At 54.2% G+C, this 12742-nt stretch carries 13 protein-coding genes; 4 read left to right on the top strand and 9 right to left on the bottom strand.

What is annotated here, in order from left to right; genetic code table 11:
• From HY788_19200 to HY788_19160, 9 genes are all read right to left on the bottom strand, one after another.
• A partial coding sequence (locus HY788_19200; GenBank protein MBI4776277.1) for a hydantoinase/oxoprolinase family protein occupies positions 1 to 244 on the bottom strand: 244 nt, incomplete at its 3' end.
• A 52-nt stretch (positions 245 to 296) separates the two neighbouring features.
• Positions 297 to 1925 carry a methylmalonyl-CoA mutase gene (locus tag HY788_19195; protein ID MBI4776276.1) on the bottom strand — a complete coding sequence of 543 codons (1629 nt, stop codon included), beginning with the start codon at positions 1923 to 1925 and terminating at the stop codon, positions 297 to 299.
• Between the two features lie 13 nt (positions 1926 to 1938).
• The gene (locus HY788_19190) at positions 1939 to 2337 is read right to left on the bottom strand and encodes a cobalamin B12-binding domain-containing protein (GenBank protein MBI4776275.1); all 399 of its coding nucleotides are present in this window, start codon (positions 2335 to 2337) and stop codon (positions 1939 to 1941) included.
• A 66-nt stretch (positions 2338 to 2403) separates the two neighbouring features.
• On the bottom strand, positions 2404 to 3090 hold the full coding sequence (locus HY788_19185) for a GntR family transcriptional regulator (GenBank protein MBI4776274.1): 687 nt from the start codon (positions 3088 to 3090) through the stop codon (positions 2404 to 2406).
• Positions 3091 to 3103: 13 nt separating this feature from the next.
• On the bottom strand, positions 3104 to 3841 hold the full coding sequence (locus HY788_19180) for an ABC transporter ATP-binding protein (GenBank protein ID MBI4776273.1): 738 nt from the start codon (positions 3839 to 3841) through the stop codon (positions 3104 to 3106).
• Entirely contained in the window at positions 3834 to 4604 is a 771-nt protein-coding gene (locus tag HY788_19175) for an ABC transporter ATP-binding protein (protein ID MBI4776272.1), read from the bottom strand. The genes HY788_19180 and HY788_19175 overlap by 8 nt, the downstream gene beginning before the upstream one ends.
• Positions 4601 to 5572, bottom strand: a complete 972-nt coding sequence (locus HY788_19170) for a branched-chain amino acid ABC transporter permease (GenBank protein ID MBI4776271.1) — start codon at positions 5570 to 5572, stop codon at positions 4601 to 4603. The genes HY788_19175 and HY788_19170 overlap by 4 nt, the downstream gene beginning before the upstream one ends.
• A 5-nt stretch (positions 5573 to 5577) precedes the next feature.
• On the bottom strand, positions 5578 to 6447 hold the full coding sequence (locus HY788_19165) for a branched-chain amino acid ABC transporter permease (protein ID MBI4776270.1): 870 nt from the start codon (positions 6445 to 6447) through the stop codon (positions 5578 to 5580).
• A gap of 141 nt (positions 6448 to 6588) precedes the next feature.
• Entirely contained in the window at positions 6589 to 7779 is a 1191-nt protein-coding gene (locus HY788_19160; GenBank protein MBI4776269.1) for a CoA transferase, read from the bottom strand.
• Positions 7780 to 8188: 409 nt separating this feature from the next.
• On the opposite strand from HY788_19160, the gene HY788_19155 reads away from it, so the two are divergent.
• The 4 genes from HY788_19155 (at position 8189) to HY788_19140 (ending at position 12677) form a co-directional block, all read left to right on the top strand.
• A complete protein-coding gene (locus HY788_19155) occupies positions 8189 to 10474 on the top strand; it encodes an inorganic phosphate transporter (protein ID MBI4776268.1) in 2286 nt (761 codons plus the stop codon).
• 29 nt (positions 10475 to 10503) lie between these two features.
• Positions 10504 to 11235 carry a TIGR00153 family protein gene (locus HY788_19150; GenBank protein ID MBI4776267.1) on the top strand — a complete coding sequence of 244 codons (732 nt, stop codon included), beginning with the start codon at positions 10504 to 10506 and terminating at the stop codon, positions 11233 to 11235.
• A gap of 319 nt (positions 11236 to 11554) precedes the next feature.
• Positions 11555 to 12022, top strand: a complete 468-nt coding sequence (locus tag HY788_19145) for a hypothetical protein (GenBank protein MBI4776266.1) — start codon at positions 11555 to 11557, stop codon at positions 12020 to 12022.
• Between the two features lie 235 nt (positions 12023 to 12257).
• Positions 12258 to 12677, top strand: a complete 420-nt coding sequence (locus HY788_19140) for an SRPBCC family protein (GenBank protein MBI4776265.1) — start codon at positions 12258 to 12260, stop codon at positions 12675 to 12677.
• The last annotated feature ends 65 nt before the right edge of the window (positions 12678 to 12742 follow it).

Here is a 12742-nt window from a genome sequence, read left to right as displayed (position 1 = left end):
CTGTGTACGTCAGCACGGCATTGGTGGTCACCGTTGTGCCATGGACAATCACGGTCACGCGTTCGAGGAATGTCTTTACATCGAGGTCCAGATCCCGAGCCATTTCCTCGACGCCCTTCATGGTGGCGACGGACGGATCGTCCGGCGTGGAAAGCACCTTGTAAGTCCTGCTCGATCCGTCCTCTGCGGTCAACAAAAAATCGGTAAAGGTTCCGCCCACGTCAATGCCGATTTTATATCTCATTCCGCGTCCCTTCTATCCCGGATGATGCATGGAATCATTCGCCGCTTCCAAGCTAAAAGATCCCGGGCTCGGTGAACTCGCCGTATACCTGCCTGAACACGTCCGTCATTTCACCAATGGTTACATACGCCTTGCAGCAATCCACCAGGAAGGGCATCACGTTCGTACGGTTCCTTGCGGCCCCTTCCAGTTGCCGGAGAGTTGAAAGCACCTCCCTGCCGCTCCGCTCCTCCTTCAGTTTCCTCAGTTCCGCGATCTTACGCTCCGCGGACGCCGGATCGTACTCGTGCAGCTCGACTTCCCGGGTCTCGCCTTCAGTGAATTTGTTGACTCCCACTTTCGTGTAGACGCCCTGTTGGAGGCCTCTTTCGTACTCATAGGCCTGTCCGGCCACCTCTTTCTGCACGAAACCGGACGAAACGGCGCTCACCATTCCACCCAGGCGATCGATTTGCTCCATCTTTTCCCGTATCTTGGTTTCCATCTCCCTGGTGATGGATTCGATGAAATACGATCCGGCCAACGGATCCACCGTGTCCCTGAGTCCCACCTCCTCCATGATGATCTCGAGCGTTCGGAGAGACAAGAGCGCCGCGTGCGGTGTGGGGATGGTGTAAGCCTCGTCATACGAGCACAAAGCCGTGGTCTGTGCTCCACCCAACGCGGCGGCCAGACCATAGTAGGCGCCGCGAATGATGTTGTTTTCAGGCTGCTCCTTGGTGAGTCCGCTGCCGCCGCCTCCAAACAGCCCGCGCAGGAACAGATTCTTTTTCTCCGTAACGCCGTATCGTTCTTTCAGATTCACGGCCCATAACTTACGCGCGGCACGAAACTTAGCGACCTGCTCCCAGAGGTTGCCCAGAACATTGAAGTTGAATGAAAACCGACCCACAAAATCCGACGCCGAATAGCCTCTCCGGACTACACTGTCGATATAAGCGTTGGCAATCTGGAAGGCGTAGGCGATTTCCTGAGCCGGCGTGGCGCCCGACTCACGGATATGATACCCGCAGACGCTCACCGGATTGCACCGAGGCAGTTCTTTCATCGAGTATTCGATGGTGTCCGCGATCAAGTGCACCGACGGTTCGACCGGAAAAATCCAAGCTCCCCGGCCGACGATTTCTTTCAGAATGTCGTTCTGAGGGGTGGCGCTGATACGTTCTCCGGAATAGCCGTACTTCTCCCCAACCGCTTGATACATGGCCAGCATGATGGAAGCAATGGCGTTGATCGTCAGACCGGACCCGATACGATCCAGTTGAATGTCTTTGAAAGCGATCTCGAAATCCCTCAGCGTGTCCACCGCCATGCCGACGCGGCCCACTTCCCCTTCGGCCAACTCGTGGTCCGAATCGTAACCCATCTGGGTCGGCAGATCGAACGCCACGTTCAAACCCGTCTGCCCGTGTCCGATCATCAGCTTGAAGCGCTCGTTCGTCTCCTCGGGCGTACCGAAACCCGTATACTGGCGTGTGGTCCACGCGCGACTCCTGTAACCCAGGGGGTGGATGCCTCGAGTGAATGGAAAATCGCCCGAATCCCCCAGGTCGCGTTCATAGTCGAACCCGACACGCTCCAAGTCGTCCGGCGTGTAAAGCGGTTTGACGTGAATTCCGGACTGATACTCGACGTCCGTGATGACGCCTGTCTCGTCCTTTATGTATTTGGCCACACCCATGACCGCTTCTCCTTTAGCGTTTCACGTTCTCCCGGATGAAGCTGACCGCGGTGTCGAACGGGGTCCCCCCCGGAAAAACGCCCCCCACTCCCAAGGCTTTCAATTTGGGGACATCTTTCTTGGGTATCACCCCACCCACCACCACCAGCACATCATCCATGTCCCGTTCATGCATCTTTTTTATCAGCTTTTCGCAGATCGGCAAATGGGCGCCGCTCATCACGCTGAGACCGATGACATCCACGTCCTCCTGCATGGCCGCATGCACGATCTTATCCAACGTCTGGTGTAAACCGGTGTAGATGACTTCCATGCCGGCATCCCGGAGCGCAAAGGAAACAACCTTCGCCCCACGGTCATGTCCGTCCAACCCGGGCTTGGCTACCAGCACCCGAATTCGTCTTCCCGTCATGATTCGCCTTCTGTTCTGTGGTCCATGGAGTACGGACAAAAAGAATCGCTGCGCCCGAGCGCTGCTTTATAGGTTCAGATTACCGGCCTTCGCTTCACGAAGCAGCACTTCCTGCCCCTTCAGGATATGGGCCTTCACCATGCGCTCCGCTCCTTCCGCATCCCCACGTTTCATGGCCTCGAGCATTTGACGGTGCTCGGAAGAGGACTCCCCGGCCATGCCCGGAAGTTCGAGAAGCATCATGCGATAACGATAAAAATAGTCACGGAGGCGGGCGATCATCTGGTGCAGAATGTTGCTTTTGGCGGTCCGGTACAAGCGATCGTGGAATAGTGTCGCCATCCTGATCATACCGTCGTTATCCCCGTTTTTGAGGCACTCATCGTACTTATCGAGAATCTCCTCCATTTTCGTTATCGCCTGGCGATTGAGGTTCTTGGTCGACAGAAACGCCGCATAGCCTTCCAAAACGGCCCGAATTCCAAAAACCTCCTCAACATCTTTCATGCTCATACGTCGGACGATGAAGCCACCTTTAGGTTTGCGTGTTACCAGGTTTTCGGCCTCGAGTTTCTGGATCGCTTCCCGAACCGGAGTCCTGCTGGCGCCCATCTCCGCCGCCAACTGCTCCTCGATCAGCCGTTGATCCGGCGCCAGCTCACCCACCAGGATCGATGTTCGAAGGGCCTCATATACCTCTTGACCTAACGGTTTCGATTTTTTCGTCTTCAATCGACCAAGGGTAGTGGGCATGATGATCTCTCTTTCATCCTGAAGGTTTCGCACGCGCTCCCTTCCCCAGAAACGCCTCCTTCACACGAGCATCCTCTGTCAGTGTCTCGCTGGAGCCCGAAAGGCGGATCGAGCCGATCTCGAGCACATAGGCGCGATCGGAAACGCGAAGCGCTTCCCGGGCGTTCTGTTCTACGAGGAGGATGGCCCTTCCCTCCTGGTGGAGACGAGCGATGATTCGAAATATCTCGCGGACCACGAGAGGGGCCAAGCCCAGAGACGGTTCATCCAACAGAAGCAGCCTAGGACGTCCCATCAAAGACCTGCCGATGGCCAGCATCTGTTGTTCGCCGCCGCTGAGAGTGCCCGCCAACTGCCGAGTCCTCTGCCCTAAAATGGGGAACAGCGACAATACTTGTTCGAGATCCCTCTCGATTTCACGGTCTTCTCCGCGCCAATACCGGAGGTAAGAACCCATTTGCAGGTTTTCGAGTACGGTCATGGAATGAAACAACTGACGACCTTCGGGCGTTTGAATCAGACCAAGCGCCACGCGCTTTTCAGGCGACAACCGGGTGGCGTTCCGATTACGGAAAAGAATCCGTCCTCGAATCGGAACGACGAGTCCGCTGACCGTATTCAGCAGGGTGCTCTTACCCGCTCCGTTGGCGCCAATGATGGCGACGATCTCATTCTCGTGCACCATGATCGAGACGTCTTTGAGGGCCCGGATAGGGCCATAGCAGGAAGTGACGCGATCCAGATCAAGCATCGTGGTCGCTCCCCAAATAGGCCTCGATCACTTCAGGATAACCCCGGACTTCCTCGGGACGGCCCTCCGCAATCTTTCGTCCGTAATTCAGGACAATGACCCGATCGGATATGCCCATGACCAGATCCATGTTGTGTTCCACCAGCAACACGGCCGTACCCGCATTTCGAATCCTGGCAATCATCTCCGCGGTTTCTTCCGTTTCTCTGGTGTTGAGACCGGCGGCAGGCTCATCCAGCAGAAGAATCCGGGGGCCGCTCACCCAGGCTCGGGCCATCTCAAGCCGCTTCTGCAATCCGTAAGGCAACGCGTTTCCCGGCAAATCCTTGTGGTCCCGGAGTCCCATGAGGCTCAACACCTCCGTGGCCCGTCGTTCCACCTCGCGCTCTTCCCGTCGATGTCCGAAAGCGTGCAGGCAACCGCTCAAAAAGCCGCAACGGGTTCTGGTGTGCAGCCCCACCATGACGTTTTCCAGAACGGTCATGTTGTGAAACACCTGAATGTTCTGAAAAGTCCGGGTCACACCCAGCCCGGCGATTCGATGCGGCTCGAGGGAGGAAATACCTCGCCCCGCAAGAAAGACGCTCCCCGACGTCGGACGGTAGACGCCGGTTATAATGTTGATGGCCGTGGTCTTTCCTGCGCCGTTGGGTCCGATGAGCGCTACGATTTCCTTCGGGTCAACGTGGAAGTCCACCTCATAAAGGGCCGTAACCCCGCCGAATTCCTTGGATAACGTTTCGATACGAAGCAGTTCTTTCATGGCTGATCCTCATCCGCGAACACCAGGGCCTTTTGGCGGCGCCTTCGCACCAGATCCGCCAGACCGGGCAGAAGTCCCTGCGGGAAGAATATGAGGACTACCGCCAGAATCAGCCCATAGGCCAGGACACTGTACTCCTCGACCATTTCGAGCAGTTCCGGAAGCGATGTCAGCAGCGCCGCACCGAAGATCGATCCCCAGATACTGCCCATGCCGCCGATGATCACCATGATCACCACGCGAATGGAATAGAAGAAATCGAACGTTTTGGGACTGACGAACGTTATGTAGTGTGCGTACAGAGATCCGGACAGGGCCGCCAATACCGCGCTGGCCACGAAAATCTTGATTTTGAAGGCGCGTGTATTGACCCCGAGGGCCGCCGCCGCCACTTCGCTGCCGTGTATAGCCTTGAGCCCCCGGCCCACGCGGGAATGGACCAGGTTCAACCCTCCCACCACTACCAGAAACGCCGTAATCCAGATCGTCCAGTACATGGCCCGGTCGCTGTCCAAAGCGACCCCGCCGAGGGTCAAATTGGGAATCCCGGACAACCCTGACGGCCCCCCGGTAAGTTCCTCCATCTCGATCATGCAGATGTACACAATCACGTTGAACCCCAAGGTCGCCATGACCAGATAATGGCCCTTCAGCTTGAGGGCGGGGATTCCGATGATCAGGGCCGCAAGGCCCGTTACGATCATGGCCAGCACCATGGTGGGCCAGGGGGGAAAACCATAGACGGTCGTGAGAATTCCCGAGATGTACGCACCCAGTCCAAAGAAGGCCCCGTGTCCCAGAGAGATCTGCCCCGTATAGCCGATCAGCAGATTGAGCCCGGTGACTACAATCACGTTCAAGCCTACGATATTGGCCACCAATACGTAGTAGGAGTTGCTCACCAGCAGGGGATACAGAAAAACGAGCGCGGCGAGAACCCCCATATAGATGAAATCCGATCTCCGCATATCCGCTAAACCCGCTCCGCTTCGACGCCGCCCAACAGGCCCCTGGGTCTGACAAACAGCACCAGCAACAGCACGACAAAAGCAATGGCGTCCTTGTAAGCGGAAGACACGAATCCCGCTCCCAGCGATTCCAGCACACCCAACATCAGGCCCCCCACAATGGCTCCCAGGAAATTCCCATACCCTCCAAGGATGGCCGCGGAAAACCCCTTCAGTCCGACAATCAGACCGAAATCGTAGGAGGTGGCGGTGATCGGAGTAATAATGATCCCTGCCGTGGCCCCCAGCGCCCCACTCATCCCAAAAGCGAGCATGATCATCCGGTTGACATTGATCCCGGCCAGGGCGGCCGCCTTCCGGTTGGCGCACACCGCACGCACGGCCTTACCCAGGATACTGTATTTGAAAAACATCTGCAGCACAGCGAATGTGACCACGGTAATGCCGACGATCCACAAGGTTTGAGGCATAATTGTGGCCCCCCAAAGATGTATGGGATTGTCTCCTGAAAAGGAGGGAAACGTCATGTGTCGCTTTCCCCACACCATCATGCTCGCGCCTTCCATCAGAATAGCGGCCCCGATGGTGATAAAAATCAACACAATGGGTTCTTTCGAACGGGCGGGTCTGACGGCCATGCGCTCGAGGAGTCCGCCCACGACTGTCACCGCGAGAACGGAGAGGAGAAAAGCCGCCGCCAGAGGAACGTGCATCCAGTTCAGAAAGGTGATCATCATCATCCCGCCCAGCATGATGAACGACGTCTGGGCAAAGTTGACGATTCCCGTAGCGTTGTGCACCACGCAGAATCCGAGCGCCACCAACGAATAAATGCTGCCAACGGTAAGGCCGGTTATGACGAACTGGAGAATCATGCGGCAGGTACGTCGATCAAGGGGTTGTCGGTTGGTTCGGGCGGTTCACGAACCGCCCCTACAAGTCTACAGGATCCTCGGCCCTCGGGAAAAAACGCACGTGAGTGGACTGTACTGGCTTGCCTCACGTTTCGCAAGCGTTTAAATAATCCCTCGTTCCTTTAGCACTGACAGCCGTTCCTCGGAAACCCCCATTTGCCGCCCGAAGATCTCCCCGTTATGTTCCCCGAATCGTGGTGGAAATGAAACCCGTCTATCGGAGGAACGAACGATCTCCGTATCGAACGGCGGAGGCGCCAGGAGGATCTCCATGCCCGTTCGAGGATCCTTCGACCTCAAGGTCGAGTCGCGAACCGCCGGCTCCTCCAGTACCTCGGGAATGGTGTTGATGCGGGAAGCCGCCACGTTGGCCTGATTGAACCAGCCAATCAACTCCTCCAAGGTATGATTTTCCATGACGTCGGCCAATTCCCGGTTCAATTGGCGAACGTCCCGTATGCGGCCTTCGTTCACGGCGTACTCTTTTCGATTCAGAGAGGAGAAGGCGGGAATTCGAGTCAGAGACTCCCATTGACGGTCGTTTCCCACGGCAATGTACAGGTATCCGTCACGCGTCTTGAACACGCTCACCGGCGCGAAGAATTCGTGCGTGTTTCCCCGGCGGGTGACCACTCTCTTGAAACTGGCGGCCAGACACAGCGGAACCGTCAGCCACGAAACGGAGCTTCTGAACATGGCCAGATCTATGCGATCACCCAGACCGGTCCGAGCCCGCTTGTACAGGGCCTTCATCAGCAGACCGTAGGCATGTTCGGAAGCTCCCATGTCCGGGAGAGGAATACCCAGCACTTGGGGAGCGGCTTCGGCCTCCCCCGTAAGCTCCATAAGACCGCTCCGGGCCTGGAGAATCGGATCGTATGCGACTTCGTTGGATTCCGGACCGAATCCCGTTATCCCCAACCAGATGATGTCCGGCTTGACGGCCCTGAGGGCATCGTATCCGACACCCAGCTTGTCGTAGTTCTTGGGAAGCTGATTCGTGGCGAAAATGTCCACATCGAGCTTCCGTATGCAATCCAGGAGAAGTTCCCGGCCTTCCGGTTCGGCCAGGTTCAGGGTCACCGCCTTCTTGCCCCCGTTAATGGGTAGAAAATAGGCGTTCATCCGTTCTTCATTCAGCACGTTGTCGCCGATCAGACGGTTCGGATCTCCGTAAACGGGATGCTCGACGCGGATGACGTTCATTCCGTCCAGCGCCAGACGATAGGTCAGGTAAGGCAGCACGGTGGCCTGTTCCAACGACAGTACCGTAATTCCGGAGAACACGTCCATAACGGCGCCTCTTCATATAGGGTACGGGGCCTTTTGGGAGGTTGGACCGGGAACGTTTGCCAGGGATGATGGCAGGACTGACCTTACATGTATACAGTATGCGATTTCCGTGTCAAGTATGAAAACCGGCGCGTACGCAGACGGGACAGATTTGAAACTCGCCTTACGGCGCGCCCTGAGTCATTCGGAAAAACGGCTTGAACGGGATTTCGCTTTCAAATAGGCGCTTGATAGAGCGGCAGAATTGCTTCAGCCAACGAGATCCACAACGCCGAGCGTCGACAAATACAGGCGGCATCAGAGATCCCTCGTTGCCGCCCTCACCGGACATTTCTCTGCAAGGGTGAGCGCCGCCGAGAAATCTTTTGACACGAAAAAACGACACGCGTAGTGTGTCAAACGGTTGCGAATGTGGGTCTATGTGTTGCCGCTCCCCCGACAGAGCCAAGAGTGCTCTCGAACGGAGGGGCCGGGCATTCGGACTTGCTCAAGCAGGCGGCATGAGGGGCTTTGGACGCGGTTTGCGAGGGGCGGCGTTCGCGATTCAAGAAGAATATCCGGTCAAAAGAGACCGGTTATCCGCTCGGTGCAACCAGGTGTTCCATTTGATGACGGCGTAATGATGGAGGTGGCAAGGAAGGGCATATTTCACCCGAAGTTCTTTCTCATGCCGGAGCTGATTACCATTTTCCTTGCCGTAATGATCACGGATGTCCTCTTGCTGGACCTCTTCAATACCTTCGGCCTTCCCACATCTACGACCGTATCCATTGTCTTTGAGCTGTTAGGCGCCGCCGTGGCCGTCTCTATAGTAAAAATTCACATGGATGGCGACAGTTATGTAAGGCTCGTGGAATATATCAACACCGGCAAAGCACTTGTCATTATTATGGGAATCCTTCTCTCCGTTGTGATTGCATTCTCTTGCGGCGTCGTTGCCCAGTTTGCGTCCCGTCTTCTCTTTACATTTGACTATGAAAAGCGGTTGAAGCGATATGGCGGTGTGTGGGGGGGGGTGGCCCTGTCCGTGATCACCTATTTCATTCTGATAAAAGGGGCGAAAGGAGCCTCCTTCCTTTCGCCCGAAACAGTCTCCTGGTTTAATACGCATTCCTGGACGATTCTTGTGACCAGCTTTGTATTTTTTGGTGTCGTATTTCAGTTCTTGACGCTTTTTACAAAAATCAACATTCTCAAACCCATCGTGCTCGTGGGAACTTTTGCCCTTGCAATGGCTTTTGCCGGCAACGACCTGGTGAATTTCATCGGAGTCCCCTTGGCTGGAATGGGCGCCTATGATTTTGCTTCAGGCACAAGTAATCCCTTGATGGCGACCATGGAGGCCATGGAAAGACCTATCCGAACGGATACTCTATTACTCCTGCTTGCCGGTGCAATAATGGTCGCCACCTTATGGCTGTCGAGAAAAGCGCAGACGGTCACGGAGACAGAGGTCAGTCTATCCAGGCAGGACGAAGGGATTGAACGCTTTGGCTCGTCGAATCTGTCGCGCATTATCGTGGGCATGGCGTATACGGCTTCAGTTTTTATGAGGAGACTTATACCCGCGCCTTTGAAGAAGAGAATTTCCTCCCGTTTAAATGCAGCCTGCAAGAAGACTCCTTCACTAGACTGTAAGCCGCCCTCTTTCGACTTGCTGAGGGCCTCGGTGAACTTGATCGTCTCAAGCGCAATCATTTCATTCGCCACGTCACTGAAGCTTCCTCTTTCCACCACCTATGTCACATTTATGGTGGCAATGGGTACCTCTTTGTCAGACCAGGCCTGGGGAAGGGAAAGCGCTGTTTATAGAGTGACCGGAGTGATGGCCGTTATTGGAGGCTGGTTTCTTACAGCGTTTGCGGCGTTCACCACTGCCCTCGTTTTTGCTTTTATTCTTCATTTTCTAAAGCTTTTCGCCATCTTCGGTTTACTGCTGTTCGGATCTTTTCTGATCTTTTCCAACTATCGTCACCATTTGAGAAGACAAGAGGAAAGCAGCGCAATGGAGGCCTTCAGCCTCCAGGCGCTTGACAACCCGGATACGGCCATTGGAGCCACCTTTGAGCAGACCGGGCTTTTTTTGAAAGATATCAGCGACAATCTGACGGTTTGTTTCGAGGCAGCATCTTCAGAGGACTTGGAAAACTTGCGAAACACAAGACGTGAGTCCGAACGAATTCAGAAGCGAACCAATATTATTGTTGAGAACATCTTCAAGACGCTTTTCCTTGTTCAAAGAGGAGATGTGGATAGTACTTACCAATACTCACACTCTGTTCGGGCATTGCAGTCCATTGCTGACAGCCACAGAGATATCATCATGCGCACGTGCGAGCACTTTGAGAATTATCACACGGGTTTCATGGAAGAACAGAAAGAAGAACTCCGGAAAATAAAGACCCTCTTGACACGTCTCTTGTGGAACACTTCAATCATGCTCATGAGGAGGAAAAAGGTCGATTATGATTATATTACAAACCAATGCGACAAAATAAGAATTCTCGTCACCGAATTCGACAAAAACCAGGTAACACGGATAGAAAAGGCTGAATCAAAAACTCGCTTGAGCATCATTTTTTATGCATTACTTGAAAACGCTCTAAACATCTCCGGGCAAACACACAACCTTATTTCAGTATTCAGAGAATCTTTTGAAGAAAGCACCACGGACAATCGGTTGAAGGAATCTTAATCTGAACTTATTTGTTTCAGGAGAGCACAATGCGTATCTGGCTTCGTTCATTATTTATCACCTCGCCTTTTGAAGCGTTACTGGAACACGCGGAAAAAATAAAGGAATGTGGCTGGGTGTTTCAACAGGCTGTGGAATGCTATGTTTCCGACCAATGCGAGGAATTTGAAACGCTGCGTCAGGAAGTCTCAAAACTGGAGAATGAAGCGGATGCTATTAAACGGAGGATTCGAGGCCACATCCCCAAAGGGACATGGATGCCCGTAACTAAATTCGAGCTTTTCTTATACATAAGAGAGCAAGATAAGGTTCTTGACTCGGTCCAGGATGCGCTCGACTGGATCTCCCTTAGGCCTAAGCCGACCATTCAGGAACAACTGCAAAAGGATCTGTTCCTGCTGGTGGACTCTGTGATCGAGCCCATGGAGGATTTGAGCAGAATGATCTCAGAGGCAAAGAAGTATTTTGATAGTTATTCTGAAAAGCAGCGCAGAATTGTAAAAGACATTATTCATAATCTACGTAAAAGAGAACATGAAGCGGACAAGATAGAAGATGAATTGAAACTCAAACTGTTTACCATTGAGAAGGACCCCATCACCGTATTTCATACGGTCAGGCTTTCGGAAATCATCGGTTCCATTGCCGATCATGCCGAGAACTCCGGAGACATGATGAGAGCGATGATTGCCAGAAAAGGAAAGCCCGGACTACTTGCCAAACTCGGGCGAAAGGGGCAGGGAAATGGTGTAACTGATTGATGTCAAGCGATAACTTACCTTCGGGCTATTCACATTCGGATTCAATGACCGGTTTTTTCATATATTATACTGCGTGTGCCTCCAATCAAGTCCTGCATGGATTAAGTCCATTGCAGCGGAGGTATTCCAGTTGGGCGAAAATAGATTTCGGTAGGAATCTCTATGCGGAGGCCGCTTAGGGTGAACCAGGGGAGCTTAGAACAGCTTCCGACTTGAATAAAGGGCGGACAAAGATGCTTTTCCATGAAGAAGACGAACCCTTTTCAAACTACGATCATATAGTCACGTCGCCTCGGGCGGTGCGCGGGGGAAAGGCGAATTGCGCATTGTAGATCTGCGATCCGATACCATTACAAAGCCGACCGCGGCAATGCGCCGCGCCATGGCTGAAGCGGAGGTGGGAGACGATGTTTTCGGTGAAGACCCCACCGTAAATCGATTGGAGGAAATGGCGGCAAGCCGCCTGGGCAAAGAAGCGGGATTGTTCGTGGCCAGCGGCGCCATGGGCAATCCGGCCGGACTCATGGTCCATTGCGGCCGCGGCGACGAGGTCATCCTGGGTGATCTTTCCCATACGTACATGTACGAGCAGGGAGGATCCGCCGCATTGGCCGGAATCCATCCTCGACCCCTTCGCAATCAAACGGACGGCGCCTTGGCGATTTCCGACATCGAGGCGGCTATTCGGTCGGAGAACATCCACTTTCCACCCGCACGGATGAAGCAGGCGCCGGTCCCACTCTTTTGGCCCTTCTGCGGTCCCCCCAAAAAAACGTTCTGGCATTAAAGAAGCCTCTTGTGTACTATGATAAAGGCGGTGGATGGAACGTTCGTAGTTTCGGAAACCCCGAGAAGGACGTGGATTCGAGTTACCTGTGTCTCGTTTTTCCGAAGAGCGGATGATTTAGATGGTCGGCGCTCCGGAATGAGCATGCGTTTGCGCGGTTGGAAAGCAGCTAAGCAATTAGACGTACATTCGTAACCCAAGAACATATTTTTCAACCTAAAAAGAGGAGGCAGAAATGGCAAAGGTCTCGATGAATACTACGGTTAAAGCTTCGGCCGGGGAAGTGTGGAAGACGATCAGTGACTTCAACGGTCTCCCGAAATTCGTAGCGGCCATTGTTAAGAGCACGATGCAGGGCTCCGGCGTGGGCGCGTTGAGAACGCTCACCCTGGGTGATGGCGGCCAGATCGTCGAAAAGCTCGAAAGCCTGGACCCAAAGACCCAAAGCCTCACCTATTCCATCGTCAAGTCGCCGCTGCCCCTTGAAAAGTACTTGGCCACCGTGCAGGTGCGAGACCTGGGCGGAGATAAGTGCGAAGTGGTCTGGTCGAGCACCTTCGTACCCAAAGGCGCGCCGGAAGCGGAAGCGAAAAAGATCGTCGAAGGCGTTTATTCGCTGGGCTTCGAGGGTCTGAAAAAGATGTACGGAGGCTGATCAAAGAAATAGACATACCGCGTCTGTTTTCTCAGGGCCCGTTCGCCCTGAACCTGAACGGTGAT

It is taken from the genome of Deltaproteobacteria bacterium, from assembly GCA_016208165.1.
GTDB lineage: Bacteria > Desulfobacterota > Desulfarculia > JACQYL01 > JACQYL01 > JACQYL01.
This window is presented reverse-complemented; position numbering and strand designations above follow the sequence as displayed.